The sequence below is a fragment of the Sphingomonas fucosidasi genome, from assembly GCF_036663855.1.
In the GTDB taxonomy this organism is placed as follows: domain Bacteria; phylum Pseudomonadota; class Alphaproteobacteria; order Sphingomonadales; family Sphingomonadaceae; genus Sphingomonas; species Sphingomonas faeni_B.
The window spans coordinates 50,344-72,501 of the sequence record NZ_JAXOJR010000002.1 but is presented as its reverse complement, the minus strand read 5'-3'; the positions used below and the strand labels follow the sequence as shown (position 1 = coordinate 72,501).

The 22,158-nt window shown below is 63.4% G+C and carries 24 protein-coding genes; 14 read left to right on the top strand and 10 right to left on the bottom strand.

Annotation, left to right across the window (positions count from 1 at the left end; all coding sequences use genetic code 11):
* The first annotated feature begins 206 nt into the window (after positions 1–206).
* From U1737_RS03830 to U1737_RS03815, 4 genes are all read left to right on the top strand, one after another.
* Positions 207–890 carry an NAD(P)H-dependent oxidoreductase gene (locus tag U1737_RS03830; RefSeq protein WP_332795694.1) on the top strand — a complete coding sequence of 228 codons (684 nt, stop codon included), beginning with the start codon at positions 207–209 and terminating at the stop codon, positions 888–890.
* Between the two features lie 205 nt (positions 891–1,095).
* A complete protein-coding gene (locus U1737_RS03825; RefSeq protein WP_443027088.1) occupies positions 1,096–3,423 on the top strand; it encodes a phosphoketolase family protein in 2,328 nt (775 codons plus the stop codon).
* The gene (locus U1737_RS03820; RefSeq protein ID WP_332795692.1) at positions 3,414–4,436 is read left to right on the top strand and encodes an acetate/propionate family kinase; all 1,023 of its coding nucleotides are present in this window, start codon (positions 3,414–3,416) and stop codon (positions 4,434–4,436) included. The genes U1737_RS03825 and U1737_RS03820 overlap by 10 nt, the downstream gene beginning before the upstream one ends.
* A 128-nt stretch (positions 4,437–4,564) precedes the next feature.
* Positions 4,565–4,849, top strand: a complete 285-nt coding sequence (locus U1737_RS03815; protein ID WP_248521837.1) for a hypothetical protein — start codon at positions 4,565–4,567, stop codon at positions 4,847–4,849.
* A 57-nt stretch (positions 4,850–4,906) separates the two neighbouring features.
* On the opposite strand, the gene U1737_RS03810 is transcribed toward U1737_RS03815, so the two are convergent.
* The 4 genes from U1737_RS03810 to U1737_RS03795 all read right to left on the bottom strand — a co-directional run bounded on the left by U1737_RS03810 (position 4,907) and on the right by U1737_RS03795 (position 8,678).
* Positions 4,907–5,344, bottom strand: coding sequence for a response regulator transcription factor (locus U1737_RS03810; protein WP_248521836.1), 438 nt, complete (start codon positions 5,342–5,344; stop codon positions 4,907–4,909).
* A 74-nt stretch (positions 5,345–5,418) separates the two neighbouring features.
* On the bottom strand, positions 5,419–6,051 hold the full coding sequence (locus U1737_RS03805) for a response regulator transcription factor (protein ID WP_248521835.1): 633 nt from the start codon (positions 6,049–6,051) through the stop codon (positions 5,419–5,421).
* Positions 6,044–7,711, bottom strand: coding sequence for a PAS domain-containing sensor histidine kinase (locus U1737_RS03800; protein ID WP_332795691.1), 1,668 nt, complete (start codon positions 7,709–7,711; stop codon positions 6,044–6,046). The genes U1737_RS03805 and U1737_RS03800 overlap by 8 nt, the downstream gene beginning before the upstream one ends.
* 148 nt (positions 7,712–7,859) lie before the next feature.
* Entirely contained in the window at positions 7,860–8,678 is an 819-nt protein-coding gene (locus U1737_RS03795) for a universal stress protein (RefSeq protein WP_248521833.1), read from the bottom strand.
* Positions 8,679–8,860: 182 nt separating this feature from the next.
* Between U1737_RS03795 and U1737_RS03790 the strand changes: the two genes are divergently transcribed.
* The gene (locus U1737_RS03790; protein WP_332795690.1) at positions 8,861–9,511 is read left to right on the top strand and encodes a BON domain-containing protein; all 651 of its coding nucleotides are present in this window, start codon (positions 8,861–8,863) and stop codon (positions 9,509–9,511) included.
* The gene (locus U1737_RS03785; RefSeq protein WP_248521830.1) at positions 9,508–10,239 is read left to right on the top strand and encodes a VIT1/CCC1 transporter family protein; all 732 of its coding nucleotides are present in this window, start codon (positions 9,508–9,510) and stop codon (positions 10,237–10,239) included. Before U1737_RS03790 ends, U1737_RS03785 begins: the two co-directional genes overlap by 4 nt.
* Before the next feature lie 63 nt (positions 10,240–10,302).
* Here the strand turns inward: U1737_RS03785 and U1737_RS03780 are convergent, their stop codons facing one another.
* The 3 genes from U1737_RS03780 to U1737_RS03770 all read right to left on the bottom strand — a co-directional run bounded on the left by U1737_RS03780 (position 10,303) and on the right by U1737_RS03770 (position 13,353).
* Complete coding sequence (locus U1737_RS03780; protein WP_332795689.1) at positions 10,303–11,646, bottom strand: metal-dependent hydrolase family protein; 1,344 nt, start codon at positions 11,644–11,646, stop codon at positions 10,303–10,305.
* 257 nt (positions 11,647–11,903) lie between these two features.
* A complete protein-coding gene (locus U1737_RS03775) occupies positions 11,904–12,785 on the bottom strand; it encodes an alpha/beta hydrolase (protein ID WP_332796032.1) in 882 nt (293 codons plus the stop codon).
* Between the two features lie 217 nt (positions 12,786–13,002).
* Positions 13,003–13,353 (bottom strand): hypothetical protein, encoded by a 351-nt coding sequence (locus U1737_RS03770; RefSeq protein WP_332795688.1) that lies wholly within the window; start codon positions 13,351–13,353, stop codon positions 13,003–13,005.
* Between the two features lie 279 nt (positions 13,354–13,632).
* On the opposite strand from U1737_RS03770, the gene U1737_RS03765 reads away from it, so the two are divergent.
* The 4 genes from U1737_RS03765 to U1737_RS03750 all read left to right on the top strand — a co-directional run bounded on the left by U1737_RS03765 (position 13,633) and on the right by U1737_RS03750 (position 16,078).
* On the top strand, positions 13,633–13,896 hold the full coding sequence (locus U1737_RS03765) for a hypothetical protein (RefSeq protein WP_248521826.1): 264 nt from the start codon (positions 13,633–13,635) through the stop codon (positions 13,894–13,896).
* 243 nt (positions 13,897–14,139) lie between these two features.
* The gene (locus U1737_RS03760) at positions 14,140–14,424 is read left to right on the top strand and encodes a hypothetical protein (RefSeq protein WP_248521824.1); all 285 of its coding nucleotides are present in this window, start codon (positions 14,140–14,142) and stop codon (positions 14,422–14,424) included.
* Between the two features lie 132 nt (positions 14,425–14,556).
* Positions 14,557–15,177 carry a hypothetical protein gene (locus U1737_RS03755; RefSeq protein WP_332795687.1) on the top strand — a complete coding sequence of 207 codons (621 nt, stop codon included), beginning with the start codon at positions 14,557–14,559 and terminating at the stop codon, positions 15,175–15,177.
* 559 nt (positions 15,178–15,736) lie between these two features.
* Positions 15,737–16,078, top strand: coding sequence for a hypothetical protein (locus U1737_RS03750; protein ID WP_248521820.1), 342 nt, complete (start codon positions 15,737–15,739; stop codon positions 16,076–16,078).
* Positions 16,079–16,414: 336 nt separating this feature from the next.
* Here U1737_RS03750 and U1737_RS03745 read toward each other — a convergent pair whose 3' ends face one another.
* Together U1737_RS03745 and U1737_RS03740 are read right to left on the bottom strand one after the other, a co-directional pair.
* A complete protein-coding gene (locus tag U1737_RS03745) occupies positions 16,415–17,302 on the bottom strand; it encodes a hypothetical protein (RefSeq protein WP_332795686.1) in 888 nt (295 codons plus the stop codon).
* 345 nt (positions 17,303–17,647) lie between these two features.
* Positions 17,648–17,884, bottom strand: a complete 237-nt coding sequence (locus U1737_RS03740; RefSeq protein WP_332795685.1) for a hypothetical protein — start codon at positions 17,882–17,884, stop codon at positions 17,648–17,650.
* A gap of 479 nt (positions 17,885–18,363) precedes the next feature.
* Here U1737_RS03740 and U1737_RS03735 point away from each other — a divergent pair, with 479 nt between their 5' ends.
* The gene (locus U1737_RS03735) at positions 18,364–19,554 is read left to right on the top strand and encodes a tyrosine-type recombinase/integrase (RefSeq protein ID WP_332795684.1); all 1,191 of its coding nucleotides are present in this window, start codon (positions 18,364–18,366) and stop codon (positions 19,552–19,554) included.
* Between the two features lie 117 nt (positions 19,555–19,671).
* Positions 19,672–20,301: a hypothetical protein gene (locus tag U1737_RS03730; protein ID WP_332795683.1), complete on the top strand. Its 630-nt coding sequence runs from the start codon at positions 19,672–19,674 to the stop codon at positions 20,299–20,301.
* Positions 20,302–20,345: 44 nt separating this feature from the next.
* Here the strand turns inward: U1737_RS03730 and U1737_RS03725 are convergent, their stop codons facing one another.
* On the bottom strand, positions 20,346–20,525 hold the full coding sequence (locus U1737_RS03725; protein ID WP_332795682.1) for a hypothetical protein: 180 nt from the start codon (positions 20,523–20,525) through the stop codon (positions 20,346–20,348).
* 336 nt (positions 20,526–20,861) lie between these two features.
* On the opposite strand from U1737_RS03725, the gene U1737_RS20655 reads away from it, so the two are divergent.
* Together U1737_RS20655 and U1737_RS03720 are read left to right on the top strand one after the other, a co-directional pair.
* Positions 20,862–21,026: a helix-turn-helix domain-containing protein gene (locus tag U1737_RS20655; RefSeq protein WP_443027087.1), complete on the top strand. Its 165-nt coding sequence runs from the start codon at positions 20,862–20,864 to the stop codon at positions 21,024–21,026.
* A complete protein-coding gene (locus U1737_RS03720; RefSeq protein WP_332795681.1) occupies positions 21,023–21,484 on the top strand; it encodes a hypothetical protein in 462 nt (153 codons plus the stop codon). Before U1737_RS20655 ends, U1737_RS03720 begins: the two co-directional genes overlap by 4 nt.
* The last annotated feature ends 674 nt before the right edge of the window (positions 21,485–22,158 follow it).

Here is a 22,158-nt window from a genome sequence, read left to right as displayed (position 1 = left end):
AGGCCATTCGGTGCAATCCGGTGTGGTCGTGGGCCCGATATCGCGCTGATTTCCAACCCCGGCACCGCTTCGTGGCGCACTGCGTAGTTCCCGAGGGTCACGGGGCCAAGGGCTACCCGCTAGGTTCGGCGAGACTTCAGATGCCGCCGTCGTCCGCCAGTGCAAAGCGGGCGGCGGGCGGGAAGCTTTGCTGCAAGGACGTTGCGATGATCGTCGACGAGCGTAGTTCCACCGACCACAGGCATGCGGTGATCGTGTGCCATCCCGATCCGTCGAGTTTCAACCACGCGATCGCCAACACCTACTGCGAAGCGGTCCGTGCCGCGGGGCAGAGCGTCGTGATGCGCGACCTGTATGCCATGCGATTCGATCCGGTGCTGTCGGCAGCCGAGCGGCCTACCCATCGCCCCGCCGCATATCGCCCGGATGTGCTCGACGAACTCGCCGTGATCGACGGCTGCGCGGTGTTCGTGCTGATCTATCCGATCTGGTTCGGCACGCCGCCGGCAATGCTGAAAGGCTATGTCGAGCGGGTGTTCGGTGCGGGCGTACAACCCGAGGCGCTGCAAGGCCGGTCGCGGACCGACCTGCTCGGCGGTAAGCGGTTGCTCAGTTTCTCGACGTCGGCGGCCAGCAAGATCTGGCTCGACGAACAGGGGCAGGGGCAAGGCCTGAACAGCGTGTTCGACCAGTATATCGTCCACGCCTTCGGGATGCGATCGCAGGAGCATCGGCGGTTCGCCAATATCGTGTCGGGGCTGAGCCCGCACTTCGCCAACCAATATCTGCAAGAGGTTTCGGCCCAGGCCCGACGCACCTGCGCGCAAATCGCGTTCGGCGACGAGGCACTGCTGTCCGATCCCGCACTCATTGCCCGGATCGGTCGCTGACCATCGCACATTCTCCAGGAAACCACATGACCCGTATGCCGCACGCAGCTGTCGCCTTCCCGTTGACGGCGTTCGTCCGCCCGACCGTGTCCCGTCCATGTCCTGTTCCAATGAAGGAAAGCCAGTCATGAGCGATCTCGCGACACGGTCGTCAGCCTTGGCGCCGATCACCACGCACGCCAAGGCGCACCCGCTGTCCCCGGATATGCTGCGTCGAATGGACGCGTATTGGCGGGCTGCGAACTATCTGTCGGTCGGCCAGATCTACCTGCGTGACAATGCGTTGCTCGATCGGCCGTTGACGATCGCCGACGTGAAGCCGCGGCTGCTCGGGCATTGGGGGACGACGCCCGGGCTGAATTTCCTGTACGTCCATCTCAACCGGCTGATCGTCGAGCATGACCTCGACATGATCAATATCATCGGGCCGGGGCATGGCGGGCCGGGGCTGGTCGCGAATACCTATCTGGAGGGCTCGTATACCGAGCGCTATCCGGCGATCGAGCGGAGTCGGAGCGGCATGCACCGGCTGTTCCGGCAGTTCTCGTGGCCGGGCGGTATCCCGAGCCATGTCGCGCCGGAGACGCCGGGGTCGATCCACGAGGGCGGTGAGCTCGGTTACTCGCTGGCGCATGCCTATGGCGCGGCGTTCGACAATCCGGACCTGATCGTCGCGTGCGTGGTCGGGGACGGCGAGGCGGAGACCGGTGCGCTGGCAGCAAGCTGGCATTCGAACAAGTTTCTCAATCCCGCGCGCGACGGTGCGGTGCTGCCGATCCTGCATCTCAACGGGTTCAAGATCGCCAACCCGACGATCCTCGCGCGGATCGACGGGCATGAGCTCGACGCGTTGCTGCGCGGCTATGGGCATGAGCCCTATTATGTCGGCGGGAGCGATCCGGCGGCGGTCCACCAGCAACTCGCCGCGGCGCTCGACAAGGCGTTGGCGAAGATCCAGGCGATCCAGGCGGCGGCGCGGGTCGAGGGCGTGACGCCCGAGCGGCCGCGCTGGCCGATGATCGTGTTCCGCACGCCGAAGGGTTGGACCGGGCCGAAGTTCGTCGACGGCAAGCCGGTCGAGGGCACGTGGCGCGCGCACCAGGTGCCGATCGCGGACTTCAAGGATCCCGAGCATTTGCGCCAGCTCGAAGAGTGGATGCGGAGTTATCGGCCTGAGGAGCTGTTCGACGCGAACGGCAAGTTCCTGGAGGAATACGCATCGCTCGCGCCGACCGGGCATCGGCGGATGGGCGCGAATCCGCATGCCAATGGCGGCGAGCTGATGGTGCCTTTGTCGCTGCCCGACTTCCGCAGCTTTGCAGTGCCGGTGGACGCGCCGGGCACGGTGAAGGCGGAGGCGACGCGGGTACTCGGCCGCTATCTGCGCGATGTGATGAAGCTCAATCTGGCAAGCGTGAACTTCCGCCTGTTCGGGCCGGACGAGACCGCGTCGAACCGGCTGGCCGACGTATACGACGTGTCGGGCAAGGTCTGGATGGCAGAGATCGATGCGGTCGACGAGCATCTCGGACCCGACGGCCGGGTGATGGAGGTGCTGAGCGAGCATCTGTGCCAGGGCTGGCTCGAAGGGTATCTGCTGACCGGGCGGCACGGGCTGTTCTCGTGCTACGAGGCGTTCGTCCACATCGTCGATTCGATGGTCAACCAGCATGCCAAGTGGCTGAAGACGACCAGGACGATCCCGTGGCGGCGGCCGATCGCCTCGCTCAACTATCTGCTGACCTCGCATGTCTGGCGGCAGGATCACAACGGGCTGTCGCATCAGGATCCGGGGTTCATCGATCACGTCGCGAACAAAACCGCGGACGTAACGCGGATCTACCTGCCGCCCGATGCGAACTGCCTGTTGTCGGTCGGCGATCATTGCCTGCGCAGCCGTGGGTATGTGAACGTGATCGTCGCGGGGAAGCAGCCCGAGTGGCAATGGCTCGGAATCGACGCGGCCGTGCGGCATTGCACCGCGGGTGCGGGGATTTGGGAATGGGCGGGCAACGATGCCGATCCCGACGTGGTGATGGCGTGTGCGGGCGACGTGCCGACGCTGGAGACGCTGGCGGCGGTGACGCTGTTGCGGGAGTATCTGCCCGACATCCGTATCCGGGTGGTGAACGTGGTCGACCTGATGGTGTTGCAGCCGCGCTCCGAACATTCGCACGGGCTGGACGAGCGCGAGTTCGATGCGCTGTTCACACGCGACACGCCGGTGATCTTCGCGTTCCACGGCTATCCGGCGATGATCCACAAGCTGACCTATCGGCGGGCGAACCACGCGAACATCCATGTCCGCGGGTACAAGGAAATGGGCACGACGACGACGCCGTTCGATATGGTCGTGCTGAACGACCTCGACCGGTATCGGCTGGCGCTGGATGCGATCGAGCGGATTCCGCGGTTCCAGGACAGGGTGCCACGCGAGACGGCGCGCTATTGGACGACGATGGAGCGGCACAAGCTGTATATCGCCGAACAGGGCGACGATCTGCCGGAGGTGCGTGACTGGCAATGGGCGTAGTTCTGGCGCTCAATAGCGGATCGTCGTCGCTGAAATACGGGCTTTACGCAGTCGATGGCGATCCGATCCTGCTGGTTGGTGGGACGATCGAAACGCCCGACGATGATGGCGACGATCACGGGCGCTTTTTCGATACGATCGAGACCGCGTTGCAGCGCTCTCCGGCTCCGACGGTGATCGGCCACCGCGTCGTTCATGGCGGGCCGCACCGCAACGCACATTGTCGGATCGACGATGCGGTGATGGCGGATCTGGAAGCGGCGTGTGCGTTCGCGCCACTGCATGGGCCGGCGTCACTGGCGTTGATCCGGGCGGCGGGGGCGCGCTATCCGGGTCTGCCGCAGGTCGCGTGTTTCGATACGGCGTTCCATGCGGGGATGCCGGACGTCGCGAGCACGCTGCCGATCCCGCGTGCGTATCGGGCGGGCGGGGTGCGGCGCTATGGCTTCCACGGGCTGTCCTGCGAGTCGATCGTCCGGCAGCTCGGTGACGACAGTCCCGCTCGGCTGGTGATCGCGCATCTCGGCAATGGCGCGAGTGTGACCGCGGTGCGCGACGGCGGCTCGATCGACACCAGCATGGGGCTGACCCCGTCCGGCGGCGTGATGATGGCGACGCGAACGGGCGATCTCGATCCGGGCGTGCTGCTGTATCTCCTGCGCGAGACCGGACTGGATGCCGCGGCCTTGGCGACGCTGGTCGATCACGCATCGGGAATGGCTGGGGTCTCCGGGCTGTCCGGCGACATGCGCGTTCTTCGCGCCGCCGCGACCGACGAGGCTGGCCTAGCGATCCGGATGTTCGAGCGGTCGGTGTGTAAGCAGGTCGCGGCGATGATCGCCTCGTTGGGCGGTGCCGACATGGTCGTGCTCACCGGCGGGATCGGCGAGAACGATGCGGCGACTTGTCGAGCGATCCGTGCGGGGCTGGCCTGGGTGCCGGGGCTCGACATCCGCATCATGCCCTCGCAGGAGGACGCGCAGATCGCGCGCCATGCCGCCGCGCTCGGCTGACGAAACCAGGGAGTACGTGCTTTCCGAGGCCCGACGGCTTCGCCCGCCCGCGCTATTGTCTTGATACGGATCAGCCCTTCGATACCCGCATCGTGCGGCGGCGAGGGCGGACCGGCGGGGACTTCGCCATGAACGCTATCCATACCGAGATGCTCTATTTCCAGCGCCGTCTGGACGCTACGCGCGCGATGGCCGACGCCGCGGCGGGGCCTTGCGCGCGGGTGGCGCATGAAACGCTCGCGCGGTTGTATGGCGAGACGCTGGCGGCACTGGGCGCGACACTGCCCTGCCTGATCGCCGAACCGGTGGCGGCGATCCCGCGGCGTGTGTTGCGGGTCGAGCGCGTGGCGACGCCGTCGACGCTGCGCAAGGCGACAGCCCGGCCTCGTCTTACGCTGAAGCTCGCCTGCTGAGGCGACGCCCGACGTGGAGCACGGAAAGGCCGGGGGGTATTCCCCCGGCCTTTCGTTTCAGCCCTCGGCATTCCAGGTGGACCAGCCGTGATCGATCGAGGCGGCGATCGCGGTGAGGAGGGGGGCGTCGCCGGTGGCGCGGTCGAGGATGCGGTCGCCGTGGCGTTCGGCGGCGTGGATCAGCGCAGGCACGGGAAGTCCGCTATCGAGCAGGATCGCCTTTCCCCGCCAGCCCGAGGCGCGCATCGCGTGGAGCGCGGCCAAGCCGCCGCCTTCTGCGCCGCTGTCCTCTTCGCCGTCACCGGCGACATCGACGACGATGCACGAGACGTCGCGCGAGCGCGGATCGGCGAGCAGCGCGGCGCAGGTCGCGTAGGAGCGGACGTCGTAGCGTTCTGAGACCAGCATGATTTGGCGCGCGCGGCGGATCACGGGGTCGCCGTCGACCAGCGAAATGCCGATGCCGTCATGGGTGTAGGGGGGCTGGTCAATCATCGGGCGGTCCTTTGTCCCGACCGGGGATGACACGCGTGTTGCGCCGCGTCTGTACGTAGAAGGCGAGGGGGGCGTCAGGCGGGCTCGGCGGTCTCGCCCAGCCCCGCCGAAAACGCGATGCGCAGGACGTCCGACAGGCTGCGCGCGCCGAGCTTCTCCATCAGATTGGCGCGGTGGACCTCGACCGTGCGGGTGGCGATGTCGAGGTCGTAGGCGATCAGCTTGTTGGGGCGTCCGAGCACCATGCCGTCGAGCACGTCGCGTTCCCGAGGGGTGAGGGCGGCGAGCCGGACGATGGCGTCGGCGGCGGCGAGGTGCTCGCGATCGGATCGTGCGGCGTGCGCCAGTGCGGACTCGATCGCCGCCAGCAACGCGCTGCGTTCGAACGGCTTTTCGAGGAATTCGATCGCGCCCGCCTTGATCGCGCGGACCGCGAGCGTCACGTCGCCGTGGCCGGTCAACATGATCACCGGCAGCGCGATGCCGGTCTGGGCGAGGCGCGCCTGCACCTCGAACCCGTCGAGATCGGGCATGCGGACGTCGAGCAACACGCAACCCCGCGTCTCGCGCGTGACGGCCTTGAGGAAGTGCGTGCCGGCGGGATAGGTCTCGACCGCGTAGCCCGCCTTGCGCAGGAGGAAGCCTACCGACTGGCGGATCGCCTCGTCGTCGTCGACGATGTGGACCGTTCGGTTCTTGTCAGTCATGGGTTTCGCCTTCAGGGAGTGGGGCGAGGGGCACGGTGAAGTGGAACGCGGTGCCGCCGCTCGCCACGCCCTCCGCCCAGATCCGCCCGCCATGCGCCTCGACGATCGTCCGGCAGATCGACAGGCCGAGGCCCATGCCGTCCTCCTTGGTGGTCGCGAACGCCTCGAACAAGCGCGCACGGACGGCGGTGTCGATGCCGGTGCCGGTGTCGGCGACGGTGATCTGCATGCAGCCCTCCCGTTCGGGCGCGGTGGCGATCGTCAGCACTTTGCACGGCGAGCACGCCATAGACTGGATCGCGTTGCGGATCAGGTTGACCAGCACCTGCTGGATCTGGATGCGGTCGACCAGCACCATGACGTCGCCCGGCGCGACGAGCCTGGTCACCGTGATGCCGGCCTCGTGCGCGCCGAGCAGGCCGAGGCTGGTCGCCTCCTCGACGAGCAGGTCGAGCCGCTCATCGCGGAACCCGGTGTCGCCGCCGTCGACGAACGCGCGCAGCCGCCGTACGATCGTCCCCGCGCGCAACGACTGCGCCGCCGCCAGGTCCAGCGCCTCGGCCACGTCGGCCAACAGCGGATCGTCGCTGTCCTCGATCATCGCCCGCGTCGCCTCGAGATAATTGGCGATCGCGGTCAGCGGCTGGTTGATCTCGTGCGCCAAGGTCGACGCCATCGTCCCCATCGCACTGACGCGGGAGACGTGAACGAGTTCGGACTGGAGTTCCTTCAACCGCCGCTCGGTGGCGTGGCGGTTGGTGAGGTCGCGGATGAAGCCGGTGAAGATCCATTCGCCGCCGATCGACGCCTCGCCGACCGCCAGTTCGATCGGGAACGTCTCGCCCCCTTTACGCATCGCGCGTTCGAGACGGACGTTGCCGATCACGTGACGCTCGCCGGTATGGCGGTACTTCCGCAGGTGCGCGTCGTGGTCGCGCGCGTCGGTGTGCGGCATCAGCATCGCGACGTTCTGGCCGACCACCTCGCTTGCGGTGTAGCCGAAGACGAGTTCGGCGGCCGCGCTGAACGAGGCGACGATGCCGTTCTCGTTCATCACGATCATCGCGTCGGGGACGGTGTTGAGGATCGAGCGAAGGTGATGTTCGCGTCGGACGATCGCGGCCTCGGCGGCCTTTTCGTGGGTGATGTCGCGAATGACCTTGCCGAAGCCGCGCAGCGCGCCGGCCTCGTCGTGCAGCGCGGTGATCGTGACCGCCGCGAGAAATTCGGAGCCGTCCTTGCGGACCCGCCAGCTTTCCTCCTCGATTCGGCCGCAAGCATGCGCGCGGGCGAGGTCGGCCTCGGGCTTGCCCGCGGCGATATCGTCTGCGGGGTAGAAGATGGCGACATCGCGGCCGATGATCTCCGCCTCGGCCCAGCCCTTGATCCGCTCGGCACCACGGTTCCAGATCGTCACGCGGCCCTGCGGGTCGAGCATGTAGATCGCATAGGTCGTCGCGCCGTCGATCAGCAGCCCCAGTTCCTCCGCCAGCGTCGCATCGCCGCGCGCGACGGATGCGGCAGTGCCGTCGGGGGATTGCGACGCGATCATGCGGGCGGTGCGGTTGCTCGTGGCACGAAGCGGCAAGTCATTGAGACGGGGGCCTTGTCCTGCGGACGATTCCGATCCGTCGGGCGTCGAGGTTTCGACCTCCGACATCGGAACATGACCCATGTTAAGCGAAATATCCACTATACGCTAATAATCCTTCGATAATCGTGATTGCGGACAATATCGTCCCGCCGATCGCTATTCTTGGGTTCACCGCCGCGAACGGCCGCAAATACTTGCCGTCCCCGGTCATGGCTCAGTGCGACAACAAGGTGCAGCGCCGGTCGCGCAGCAACAGGTCGCGGGTGACGCCGCCGAACGCCCATTCGCGGATCCGGCTATGGCCATACGCGCCTGCGACGACGAGATCGGCCTCTACCTCGTCGGCGACCGCGGCGAGCGTGTCGATGCTGGTGCCCTTCATCCGCGCGACGATCTTGTCCGCGTCGATGCCGTGGCGCGCGAGCCAGGCGGCGGCATCGGCGATCGGCGCCCGTGCGTCGATCGCGTCGATCGCGACCTCGGCGATGACGACGCGGTCGGCGGCGTGGAGCATCGGCAGCGCATCGCTGATCGCCCGGCGGCATTCGCGGGTGTCGGTCCAGGCGACCATCACGGTTTCGAACGTCGCGGTGGCGCCGCCGTCAGGCACGACCAGCACCGGGCGGCCCGCGCGCAGGATCAGATCGCCGGTATCGGCATGCGTGGCGAGGTCGGCGAAGCCTGGCCCTGCGCTGGTGATGACGAGATCGGCGGCGCGCGCATTCTCCGCGACGACGTGCGCGATGTTGGCCAGCGTCGGGATCGAGCGCCATTCGAGCGTGTGCCGCGATAGTCGTTCGTGCGCGTGGAACTCGGTCTTGGCCCGGGCCAGTTCGCCGGCGACGATGTCGCGCTCGATCACCGCATAGTCGCCGCCGAGATAGCCGTCGCACGTGCCGATCTGGACCGGCTGGCACGCGGCGATGCCGATCACCGCCGCGTCATATTGGTCGGCGAGCGTGGCCGCGACGTCGAGCAGGGCGGCGTTGGGGTGCCCGCCATCGAGATGCACCATCAGGGTCGAATAGGTCATGCGCGGTCTCCCTCTTTCGCCGAGCTTTCGGCGTTCGGGCGGAGGCACGAAAGGATCGGGAATTACGCAGGTGGTCGGCAGGGCCCCAGGCATGCGTAGTTCCCGATACTGTCGGCGATCGGTCGCATCGATAGGCTCGCGATCATCGGCCGGGCATCCCCGCGTCGCTTCAGGAGAGTGTCATGTCCCACGACGCAAGATTGCAGAAGGCCGTACTCGCCGAACTCAACTGGGATCCGAGCGTGCCCGCCGGCCATATCGGCGTCACCGCGAACAACGGCGTCGTCACGCTCAGCGGCCACGCCGGCAGCTATGCGGCGAAATACGCCGCCGAGCGTGCCGCGGCGCGCGTCGACGGCGTCAAGGCGGTCGCGGAGAAGATCGAAGTCCAGTTGGAGGACCGCTTCAAGCGTGGCGACGAGGCGATTGCCAGCGCGATCGTCGAGCGGCTGTCCTGGGACACGACCGTGCCGCACGACAGCATCAAGGCGCAGGTCGAGGACGGCTGGGTCAGCCTGCGCGGCGAAGTGCGCTGGCATTTCCAGAAGGACGCGGCCGAGGCGGCGGTGCGGCCGCTCGCGGGCGTGGTCGGCGTGGTAAACCACATCACGCTGAAGCCGCGGGTCGACGTCACCGATGTCAGCAACGATATCCGCACCGCGCTGCACCGGTCGTGGTTCTTCGACGGCGACACGATCAAGGTGTCGGTCGATGGCGGCACGGTGCGGCTCACCGGATCGGTCGATTCCCCGCACGACCGGATGGTCGCCGAGCGCACCGCGTGGGCGGCGCCGGGCGCCGTGAAGGTCGAGAACCTGCTCGAAATAGCATGATGGTTCGCGCGATCTCCAGCCACGGCGCCAGCGACGGCGAACGTCATGTCGTCGACCGGATCGGCTGGCTTCGCGCGGCGGTGCTCGGCGCCAATGACGGGATCGTGTCGACCGCGAGCCTGATCATCGGCGTCGCGGCGGCGTCTGCACCGGGTGCGGACCAGACGAGCGCTATCGTCATCGCGGGGACGGCGGGCCTGGTCGCCGGCGCGATGTCGATGGCGGCAGGCGAATATGTCTCGGTCAGCGCGCAGGCGGATACCGAGAATGCCGAACTTGCGCGGGAGCGGCGCGAGCTGGTCGATGATCCGGGCGGCGAGCGGGCCGAACTCGCGGCGATCTACGTCGCGCGGGGGGTGGGCGAGGCTACCGCCACGACGGTCGCTGCGCAGTTGATGGCGAAGGATGCGCTCGGCGCGCATGCCCGCGACGAACTCGATATTCCACTTGGGGCACGGGCGCGGCCGGTGCAGGCCGCGTTCGCGTCGGCGGCGAGCTTCACCGTCGGCGCGGCTTTGCCGTTGCTGACGGTGTTCGTGGCGTCGCCGGGGCTGCTCGTCTGGGCGGTGGGGATCGGCTCGTTGCTGTTCCTGGCGCTGCTCGGCGCGATCGGCGCGAAGACCGGCGGCGCGATCGTCTGGCGCGGCACGCTCCGCGTCACCTTCTGGGGCGCCTTCGCGATGGCCGCGACCGCGGCGATCGGCACTTTGATCGGTGGCGCGGTGTGATGGTCGAGCGCAGGGCGTCTGGTTCTCGCCCCGGCGTTCGCACCTACCTAGTCGCCGATGCCGCTAGGGCAGGCCGCGGATCGCCGATTTCGCGACGATGCCGCGGTGCATGACGAAGGTCACGCGTTCAAGCTGCGTGACATCGTTTAGCGGCGACGTGGCCACGGCGATGATGTCCGCGGTCTTGCCGGGTGCGAGCGTGCCGATGTCGTCGCGTCCGAGCAAGTCGGCGGCACCGATGGTCGCCGCGGCGATCGCCTGTGTCGGGGTCAGCCCGTTCTGCACCATCAACGCGAATTCGGTCGCATTGTCGCCGTGCTTCGACACGCCGGTATCGGTTCCGAAAGCGACTTTGACCCCGGCGGCGTAGGCGCGTCGGTGGCTGGCGGCCATCGCGGCGGCTGCGGCCTCCGCCTTGACGATCGTGGCAGGCGGCAAGGCGCCGCCGCGGGCCTGGGCGAGTGCCGCGACCGGCGCGATCTCGGTCGGCACCAGATAGGCGCCCTTCGTCTTGAACAGCCGGATCGTATCGTCGTCGAGGAACGTGCCATGCTCGATCGAGTCGACGCCGGCCTCCAGCGCCGCCTTGGTCCCCTCCGCCGCGTGACTATGCGCGGCCACCTTGCGGCCTAGCGCATGGGCGGTTTCGATGATCGCGCGCATTTCCTCCGGTGTCATCGCCCGGCCCAGCCCGCCGCTGACGTTGGACAAGACACCGCCGGTCGCGGCGAACTTGATCACGCGCCCGCCCAGCGCCACCTGCGCCCGCACCGCACGGCGACAATCATCGGGACCGTCGCACAGGTTCACCTCCCTGGAATGGACCATGTCGGCGAATTCCTCCGCGAGCCCGTTGCCGCCATCGCCATGCCCGCCGGTCACCGAGATCATCTCGCCGGCGTTGGTGATGCTCGGCCCGTCGACCGTGCCGGCGTCGATCGCATCGCGCAGCGCGCGGATACCGCGCGGGTCCCCGCCAAGATCGCGGACCGAGGTGAAGCCCGCGTCAAGCGTCGTCCGCGCATTGGCGACCGCGGTCATCTCGTCATCGAACCGATCGCGGTTCAGCGCCTCGAGCCGTGCGCGCATCGGATCGCCGCCGATACCCCAGAGATGAACGTGCATGTCGACCAACCCCGGCAGCACGAACGCCGTGCGCAGATCGACCAGCGTGGCGCCTTGCTCGGGCGCGACGAAGCCATCGCGCAATTCGACGACCTTGCCATCGCGAACGACGATCGTCGTGTTGCCCCGCGGGGTCTGCCCGGGGCGATCGAGCAGTGTTCCTGCGTGGATATAAACAGTCTTGGACGGCGTGGTTTGGCCCGACGCCGGTATCGTTGCCGCCATCAAAAAAGCGGCCATCGAGACGGTTGCCGCCAGACCGATCAGACATGCCTTGATCATGAGTATCTCCCCCGTTGCGGCATGCTTGCCGAAGCGCGACGCGGCTGCAAGGGATCATTGCCGGGATTGGCGGCAAACGGAAAAATCGTGCCGCCGGTCGACGGTCTGCGCGTCCTTGACGATCGTAAGGCCGGCTCCCGCATCACCCGAACAGGCCGCCGACGAAGCTGGTGTCGGGTTCCCGGCAAAGACGGGCGGGCACGTCGGAATCGTGCCGACCGTGCTCGACCCCGCAGACCGTCTCGTCCGGGCGCATATCAGCGCGCCGGTTTGAGAAGGTCGTGCATCGCCATCCAGCGGGTGAAGGAATCGAACCATCCGGTGCTCGTGGTCGGTTTCGGGTACATGCCGAAGCCATGGCCGCCCTGCTCGAACAAATGGAACTCGACCGGGCGCTTCGCCGCGCGCCAGCTTTCGATCAGCCCGAACCCGCCACTGCCGAAGAAGGGGTCGTCGGCGGCCAAGGCGACGAACATCGGCGGGGCGTCGGCGGGCACCGTCATCGTCGCCAGCGGACCATAGATGTTGCCGATAAACGCAGGCTTCGCATCACCGCCCGCAACGGTCGTCGCCATCGTCAGCATCGCGCCGGCGGAAAAGCCGATCATGCCGATCCGCGACGGGTCGACATGCCATTCGCCAGACCGCTGACGGACCAAGGCGAAGGCGGCGCGCGCATCCGCGATCTGAGGGGCCAGGCCGGCGATCATCGCATCGGGCTGGGGCCGCGGCGCGCGTGCGCCGGGCGAGAACATCTCGGTCATCGACCGTTCGAAGGCAGGCATCGCGACCGGCGTGGGGTTGAGCCGATATTTCAGGACGAACGCCGCCACGCCCTTTGCGGCCAGCGCACGGGCAACGTCCCACCCCTCATTCTGCATCGACAATGTGCGGAAGCCTCCGCCCGGCGCGACGATCACGGTGGTTCCGGTAGCCTTGGCGGGATCGGGCAGGAACGGAGTCAGGGTGGCGACCGTCACGTTGCGCGTGAACACGCTGCCATATTGACTGTGCCAAGCCTCCGGGGCGGTCGCGCCGGGCAGCTTGCCGGTGCCGAGTTCGATCGCGCCCGATTGCGCGGGGACGGCGATCGGCACCATCTTGTCGCTTTGTGCGGACACGGGCATCGCCATCAGCATCGCGGCGGTCAGGCCGATCCGGGCGAAAAGCACGCGTACGTCTCTACCGGCCGCAGTGACGCTCAACATACGAATCATGCCCGCTCTCCCTGTGTTTTATTCTTGATTCACCATAGTAAAGAGAGCGCTATCATTGTCCAATATTATGCAACGCTGCGAAGATGACGTGTGTCGATGCAGGCGAGGATGGGGCGTCGCTGGTCGACGGCATGGCGCGTCAAGCCCGGCGAGCGCGCCGGATAAAGGCTATCAACCGGATGGTCAGATCGCGCTGATCCGTTGCCACCTGCCGCTGCGCTTGGCCGACCGCCGTCTGGCCGTTCTGAGGCTTCGCATTGGCATCGCGTATCAACGACTTGATATACCGGTCTCGATCGGCGGAGCACGCGGCCAAAGCGTTGACGGCTATTGCGGCTTCGCTTTTCGTACCGAGGCTTTCGACCTGAGCGACTGTCTGGAGGCAGCTTTCCCAGGCCGATTTCGCCGACGACGTACCAGGGGCTGGGCCAGCAAGGGGGGCGGGGTTCAGGGCGAGCGTCAGTAGGAGCGGTACGAGTATCATCGGCATGGCTCTGCCTCAATCGATCGGCCTCGCATAGGCCCGGTACGCGTCGCGTCCGTCCGAATTTGAACCATCACGGTCGCGGTCGAGCGCCGATCGTCTGGCGACGAGCGTCGGCAGCGGATTCGAGGCGGCCTCTGTCACCGCTTACGGTGCGAGATCACGACGATATCGGTTGGGCTGTCGTCGGACGAGAATGCGCTGCATTGACAATCCTTTATTCAATCAGCCATCGCCCCCTCCAAGACCAGGCCGCGACATTGCCGCTGGCGCTTGGATAAGTGGGTGAGGGTTATGTCGGTCGAAGTGACGGGTGCGCTGGTTGGCTGGAAGAGGGTGCCGTCGAGCAACGGGATCATGCTGACGATCCAGGTCGCCGGGACCGCCGCGGATTATGAGGCCGGGCGTCTGACGCGCGTTTCGGTTGCCCTGAACGACCGCCAGCTGCGGTCGCTCACGCGCGATCTGGGTCGCGCGTCGGTCTCGCGGGGCCTGGACCTTCGAGCACCGCGCCGCTGGTGGCGGTTCGGAAAAGCGAAGGTCACGTAGGCGACGCTGCGCGGGCAACGGCGGCGCGCGTGCGCGTCTCGTGAGACGAGCGAGGCAAAGGTGCGGATGATCCACCAGATCGTCGGACGCCGCGGTGCCGCTGGAAGAAGGCTATGCATTGCCCCTGGAACATCCCGGCAGCGGCCGACACGACTACAGAGGGGTATCCAGGGGGATGCTGGCAGCGGAACTGATAGAACATCCCGGCATTGAGCAAAGGTCGTAATCCCGGGAGCCAAGTCGATGAAGTACATTGTCCTGCCGGCCATTATGGTATTGGCCAGCACGCCCGCGGTGGCGCAAATCAATCGGTCGTCGCCCTATCCCACCAGCAGGCAGATAACCGCTGCTGGGAATAATTATCAGCTGCGAACGCGGGACGACGGCAGTTTTCCAGTACAGAATCTGGCTGACCGGCGAAATGTGCAGCGGGTATGCCTTACGCGTTTTAAAACCGGGAACGTCGAATGCCGAACCCGTGCAGAATGGGAACGTGTCGCCGCACGTCTGGGGGCCGAGAAGCGCTGACGACGCACAGGTGCATATCGCGCACCTATCGTCAGGTTGGAGCGGTCTCGCGGAAATTGGATATCAATGAAGTAGGTGCGCAAAGGCGCCGGGTGTAGGACTCGAAATAGTATCGTGCGAGGGGCCTAAGTGATGGATATCAAATCATTCGACCGGCTTTATCCGTCGCCCGCGCACGCTGCTGCCGCCGACCTGAGAGACCGCTACGCCCCAAAAACGCTCGTTACCAAGCAAAGCGCGTTTTACCGGAATCGGTCGGGTGCAATCACCGTCATCGTAGCTTTGGCAGGGGCGGTCCTCGGCGGGCTTGTCTATACGCTCAAGCCGGCGGTCGACCGGGCTGCAAAATATTCGATATCCGCCAACCTGCCGACACCGACGCCGAAGAGCGCAACGCAACCGGTTGCACCCGAGTCGACTGCAACCAGGCCGGTAACCTCGGTCCAGGCGCCCTCTGCACAGCGTATGGCGGGGCTCCATCGGAGTAACTCCGCTTCCGAAACCGCGAAGGTCAGTCCGGCAAGCAAAGGCTCGTCGAAATGGATTGCAGATCCGCTGTCAGGCGATGCTCTGGCTGCGGCGTTGATCGTGGACAAACGCCGGACGGTCGAATTGAATGCGGAGCAACTCCGGTTGATAGCCGCGGATCGACAAGCGCGGGGCACAGCGCGACCAGACGATAGTGGCGGGGACGCCGAGGACCGCGATAGAACTACCGACAGGAATACCCCGGCATCGTCCCGTGGCAGCTAGGTTTGGGCTTCGTCCCGTCACGATCCCGCCAGACCATAGGTCCGGAAGATACTGCGACGCTCCCCAGGTATCCGATACCGATCACGGCGCTGGTCTATCTTTGCGTGAAGCGGGCCTTGGACCGCCAGGTGCAAACGACCAGGATAACGATATCCCGCTGACGTCGCGGCCAGCCTTCTTCAATCGCGCTTGTCACACGCACTCGTCGCGGCACTGTTCCAGTTTGGGATTGGCGAACGCTTGCTTAACGTTTTGGTAAGTGACATTGTCTGGGCATCGCAGCGGGTTGAGCATTCCCAAGACGCCTCCCCGCTGCGGTATCATATCCTAGGATAGTTTTTATCTGATCGTGGTTGCGCGCATCTTTAGTGACCGCCAAAACGTTAAAAGCGAGGTGGCCAAGAGATGGGAAGCTTGGGTATGCTCGGTATGCCGCTGTTAATTCGGCGGCGTGTAGTGATCGCTAACCCGCCGCGGCGCTTCGGCTCATCGCGGCGGCTCCCGATCTATGACGTTCTGTCCAAGGAAATGACCGATGGGTCTATTGCGTGCCGCCTGTATGTTAGCGATCTTAGTTTCGGCGGCGATCGGTTTCCGGTCGTATAATGCGGGCAGCCAGATCGTAGCGCTGATCCCCTTGGCGATCGGGATTGCCGCGCTGATCGCTATCGCGCCTTTTGCCGCATACACGCGCACCAGCCGAACGCGCGTCATGAGGGCCTGCATACTTTACACGATCGGCAGCGGCATCTCGTTCGTGCTCGCTGTTGCCTTGGATCCGACGGTGCCAAACCTCATGACCCTGGTGTTGCCGGTTCTCGGCGCCGCATTGTCGGTCTGGGCGTACCGGACCCGGGGCCGTCACCGCGTCGTCGGGTTCGCAAACTATTATCGAGGATAGTCGTGCCTGCGACATCCGGGGTCGGGATTGGTTTACCGGCACAGACCTCACGATTACGAGTGCTGGGTGGCCCCTGAACTAGCTTGCGATCGCCATGCCGAAGAACCGCGCATCCTTTCGGTGCGATGCGACGAAACCCGACCGGGTAGGGCGGACAACTCCCAGCGTCGCAACGATGTGCGCAAGTAGCGGGTTAGCCCGCGTGCCATAATGTCGAGGTGGGGCGGGACAGTAGGCTTTTTCGTGCAGCCCATGTAAGCAACGGCTGCAAAAGGAAAGTGCAGGGTAGGCGCGACGTCGATCTCATCGCGGTGAGCGACGCCGCACCTTGCAGTTTCAGGCTTTGACCAGTTCGAGGCGGATGTTGGCAGCGGCGCCTTTCGGCTTGTCGATATTGACCTCGGTCACGGTTCCCGGGTCGATAGGCCATGTGAAGGTTGCGGACTGTCCCGGCGCGAGCTTTCCGGTCGAGCCGTAATTGGCTTTGTAATTGCTCTTCTTTACGCTGAGCGTAGCCACGATATCTCCCTCACCGATCGCGCGAACGATGTATTTCGCGCCGGGTTCTGGATTCAGGTTCCAACTCTGCTTCTTCCATTTGAAGCGATCAGGATCGTTCTCGGCGTGTGTGTAGAGAAGCTGGCGAATGGTTCGGGCGTCGGCGGTCGCCTCGGCTTGGTAAAGGTCGGACGCCGCGCTGTACCGGCCGAACGTCTTTGACCCGTTGTAGCCCTGCCAGGGGCCGCGCATCGACAGCAGGTTCATGGCGCGGAACGGCGTAGGAGTGAAACGTTTGCCGTCCCGATCCAGATAGCCGCTTTGTGCGATCACCTGACGCAATGCAGCCTTGATCGCCTGCATGTCGGGACTGAATGCGGCCGTATATTTACCCGCGACCATGCACTTGTTCCAGCCGCTGCCGGTCTCGGCATAGAAGTTCAGCGAGCCGACCGTCGCATCGACGATATACCCGCCGTATTTCTTCAATGTCCGAGCAATCGCCCGCGATTCCGGGAGGCCCAGCCGATCGACATTGAAGTCGGCCGGCAGTATGAGGAGCGCGCCCATGGGGAAACGCTGACCTTTGACGCCCTTGTATGTCGTTGCGCCGCTGTAATCCTCAAGCGTGGCTGGCCAGACGGGTCCCGGCATGAAGGCGTTCTTGTCCATCCCGATCGCAAGGGCGTGCGGCACGATGTCGAGCCCGAGTTCGGACGCGAGCAACAGGCCGCCAGCCGTCGAGCAGCCAGCCGCCCGCACGTTGTCCCGATGGGATATCGTGCCCCAACCGCTGCCTTTCCACGATGTTCGCGTATATTTACCTGCACGCCAACTACCAGCAGTCCTGCGGAGCTGGAAAAAGCTGTGAAGCGTCCCGCCGATATGTGCCGGCGGGCTAACCTCCCGTAAAAACACGCGATAGCTCAGCCGATACAGGGTATTGCAGATACCCAGGTGAGCGACGTGCCCCCGATGAAGTGGGTCAAGGCGGTTTGCTAGCCTTGTGTCCGTGTTCCTCGGCAAGCGAACGCGGTTTTTCGGATCGCCACAGGCTTCTTGGCAAATGCCTCAGGCTGCGGCGGCAGTCAGTCGCAGATCGCGTGCCTCCGCCGATGTGATGGGGCGGTCGCGACCGGCGCATGTGATGACCAAACCTTCGACCTCGGCAGGATCGAGCGCGCTGAACGCCTGGACCATCTGCGCGAGCGATCCGGATGCGATCGGTTCGCTGTTTTGCGCGTCGTCGTCGTTGTCATCCGTTTCCCGCACCAGCTTGGCGGGCATGTTCAACATGGTTTTTAACACGCTTACTATCTCCGGGCCCCGGGGAGATCACAGACGCCCCGGGAAGATCGCAGACGTGGAGCGTGGACAATGCCGCGTCCAGGCTGCCGCAGCCCGGTTTGCGCTGGCACCACTGGCCTGCGCGACGAACTGCCGCTCAGCAGCACCGCAGCCCTGCCGCGCGCGCGCCGTGGCCCAACATCAGCTAGCCGCAGTTCGGCAGCTTGTCGGAATACCCCGTTCGAAATGTCGTCAGAAAAACTCCGCCATCGAGACACATCATGTCATGGCAATGTGGAGTATGGTGGACGCACTTGGGCTCGAACCAAGGACCCGCTGATTAAGAGTCTCACGTTCATGTATACGCTGTGCTTCGCTACGCTACGCTAGACATTGCTAAGCTATTGATAACTGTGAATTAGCGATACGCTACCGTTTAATACCTATTGCTGTAGTTTGCTGCAACGTGCTACCTGTCTGCTACTTGTTGGAGAGCAGTAGTGAAGGCGAAACTGACGGTCCGTAGCGTCGAGGGGATCGAGCCCGGAACTGTAGACTTGATTGTTTGGGACACGGAGCTCGCTGGCTTCGGCTGTAAAGTGACCCCAAAGGGCAAACGGTCGTACTTCCTGTATTACCGCACCCAAGCGGGACAACAGCGCCGACCCACGATAGGGGTGCATGGTCCAACACGCCCCGAGGGTGCGCGCGAGATTGCGCGCCGCTGGCTCGCTGATGTGGCTCAAGGCAAGGACCCGTCGCAGACTCGGACGACCGAACGTGCCTCTCCTACGGTTCGAGACTTGTGCGAACGCTATATGGAGGAGCACGCCGAGACCCGCAAGAAAGCGACTTCGATACGGAATGATCGGCGATTGATCGACAACCACCTAATTCCGACTCTTGGCACAAAGAAGGTAGGTTCTGTATTTCGGCCAGATATAGCAGGACTGCATCACTCGCTTCGCGCCACTCCTTATGAGGCTAATCGCATGTTGGCGATGACAAGCAAAATGTTTGGCCTTGCCGAACGTTGGGGTCTACGGGCGGACGGATCCAATTCTGCAAAAAACATCGATCGCTACAACGAGGAAAAGCGGGAGCGCTATTTGACCAGCGCTGAAGTCGCCCGCTTGTGGACGGTGCTTCATTCTACTGATGCCGCTTTGACGGCCTCACCTAGTTCGATAGCCGCAATAAAACTGCTGATGCTAACCGGCCGCCGATTGAACGAGGTTCTAGGGCTGCGATGGGCATGGATTGACCTAGACGCGAACCTTATGCGTCTGCCCGACACAAAGAACGGCGCGTTGCTCGTGTCACTTGGCGCCGCCGCCGTTGCTATTCTCACAGAGCTAAAGGCGAGCGGACGCGATGAGGTTTTCGTGATTGCAGGTCAGCGCAAAGGAGCAGCCCTAGTGAACTTGCAGAAGCCGTGGCGCGCGCTGCGCGCCCTTGCAGGTTTAGAAGATGTTCGGATCCACGACTTGCGACATACATATGCCAGTATCGGTGCAGGTCTCGGAATGAGTCTCCCGCTGCTTGGTCGATTGCTAGGTCACACACAGGCGGCGACAACGGCGCGGTATGCTCATCTAGCGCAAGACCCGGTGCGAGCTGCCGCTGATGCAATCAGTGAAGAGTTGATGCGAGTGGCCTGCGTTGTAGCGCAACCGGCGTCGATGGCATAGCGATAGGCATTAGCTCCTGAAGTTTCGACATAACGTAACGACCCAATTGGGCTTGACCAAAGCGTCGTTGACGCAGGTTTTGGGTTCGCTGATAACCCGGTCATGATGATACTATTCATGTCGCTGATGCTCCAAGCTTCGCCTGCCCTGATACCGCTCTGGCATGGTCTCGAAAAAGGTATGACACCAGAAGCGGCGGCCGCTGCCCTGAGGGGTATCGACGGCATTTCGACCGTTCAAATTGAACGTAAGAAGGGGAGGGAAGCAGAGCTAAAAATAGAATACAGTGAGGCGGGGATATCTGTAGGTCCCCGTAAGGTCAAAGTGGATCCATCGTTCGTTGATGACCGCCTAAGTACCGTAACGTTGTCGCATACCGACTGTGACGAAGCCGCCGAGCAGGCATTAATCGATTTCGGCAATGGCTTGCAGAGTAAATACCCGAACCGTCAGCGCGAGACGGTTGTGAATGACAAGGGCGTCGTAGAAGGCGTTCGCCAATCCTATTTTAATGCTGCAACCCGTGTAACCGTTTCTTTAGTATTTTATGACCCTGAGACGATCGAAAGGAAGAGCGTCCGAGCTTACGAAAAGGAACGTTCAGCGAGGCGTCAATGCTATTCGAATGGCGGTAAGCTAACGACAATTTATCTCGAATATCGATCGCAAGTTGAGTTTACTAGCGAACAGCGGCAAGAATCGGACGAGCGTGAAAAAATGAAAATCAACACGGCCGATGGGTTATAATAAGTGGAGCGCGTTAACCGCTCTGTCGCAGCACTCAAACTCAATCAGTTACAAGGGCCGCCAGCGCGGCAAGTCGCGATATCCGCTTGAGCCTTCGCGTGGCGTAATTCAGTATCAAGTTGTTCGTACGCAACCGCTTTGTCCGCCTGACGCTGATCAGCCACGTATTTCACGAATACGAGCAATAAGATAACAACTATCCAGATCGGCTTTTTCTTCTTCACAACGCCTCCGGTTTGAGCCGGGCGTTGGTATCCCTGCACTCGTACAAGGCCCTGCCGCCTTTGGGCGGATGCCTTGGACATAGCACGGCAGGCACCCGGCCGAGAAGCTCGACCGGACGAATGCCAAAGAGGATACCAAACCCCACGCACGGATTTGGCCGTGACGCGTGCAGACGATGGCAGAGCGATGGGCGTCCCGCAATGGTTGGCGTGGATTGTCTTTGATCGCGCGTGGTGCAGCGCGGTTAACGCGATTGCCCTGGTTCGCGCCCAAACGCGCGATAATACGGTCCTTCTACATAACGGAAGGATGTAAAAGTGCTACAATCCCCACTAATGACGAACAGTGAAGCCGCTGAATATCTTAAGCTATCTCCTCGAACATTGGACCGTTGGCGCTGGTCGCAACGGGGTCCGCGATTTATGAAACTTGGTGGTGCTGTTCGTTATACCATGGCGGACCTAGAGAAATTCGCTGGCCTAGCCGGAGATCCGAAATGACACAGTTGAAACTATTTCCTGTGTGGCAGAATTTCGAAAACCTACACACTGATAATCGTATGGCCCTAAATTATTCTCTCCCACCGGAGCGCAATTTTGACGCCTACTGGATTGAGAATAAGTCCGTGGAAGAGGCGAAACGTCTATTCTCTGGCCCGAAGGGATACTTCTACGCTGAAGAGTGGTTGAAGGATGACGTTTTCATATCGTATCGGCGTGCCGGTCGCTTTGTTTGTGTCCGGCGGCTTGTATCGAAGCCGACAGAAAAGCTATCCGAGCTCTTCCAACTCGACCTCGCCCGCCCGTTGATGTGGAACCCAGAGGCTACGCATCGTGATTTGAAAACGTCCAAAGCCCGAGCGGTTCGGATGCGCGCCGCCGGTCTGGGCGGATTTCAGTGGTGTCTAGATCACAATAACGCGCTCTGGGTAACTCGCATTACCCTCGGCTCATGCTGAAGGATTTGGCAGTATGAAACGAATGGGCCGCTTGTTTTATTTGCCACTTGGCGAGCACGAGGTAATCTGTCCGAGGCCGAACGAGACGATCGACGCGCTGTACAAGCGGCTATCGCGCCTTGCTCGAAGCTATCGAACGGAGAACCGAGCGTTTCGCGTGGAGAAACGGGTAGACGGAGTTTTCTGGTGGCGTGTCGAACCCGGACAGCAGACAAAGCTCGCGTGGTGGTACCGCCTACCGGTCGGAGCGTCGATCGTGATGAAGCATGACGCCGGGGCGGCCGACTTAGCATCCGCTAAAGCCACGGCTCGTCACCTACGACGGAAAGGGGCAGGTACATTTGCGGCCTCTCTCGACGGGGCCGACTTGATAGTTCGCCGGCTACCAGTTGATTCAGAGGCCTCAACAGCGAAGGACCCGTAAAACGGCGCCAGATATAAATCTCAAGTTCCTCCCTTTAGAGATCTCTTTCTCGATAATCACTCAGTGATATAGGTATCTATCTATAATCAATCATTTGGCTTGAAGAAGAAGAAGATAAAAAAGTAATAGGAAAAATAACTTCTTAAGGGGCAAAGGACTTGCACATAAATGGCTTTCTTTTACGCGATCAACCGTATTGCTCCGTAGTAGTAGGAACCCCGTAAGGCCCCCGGCTTAATGATTGGCGCGA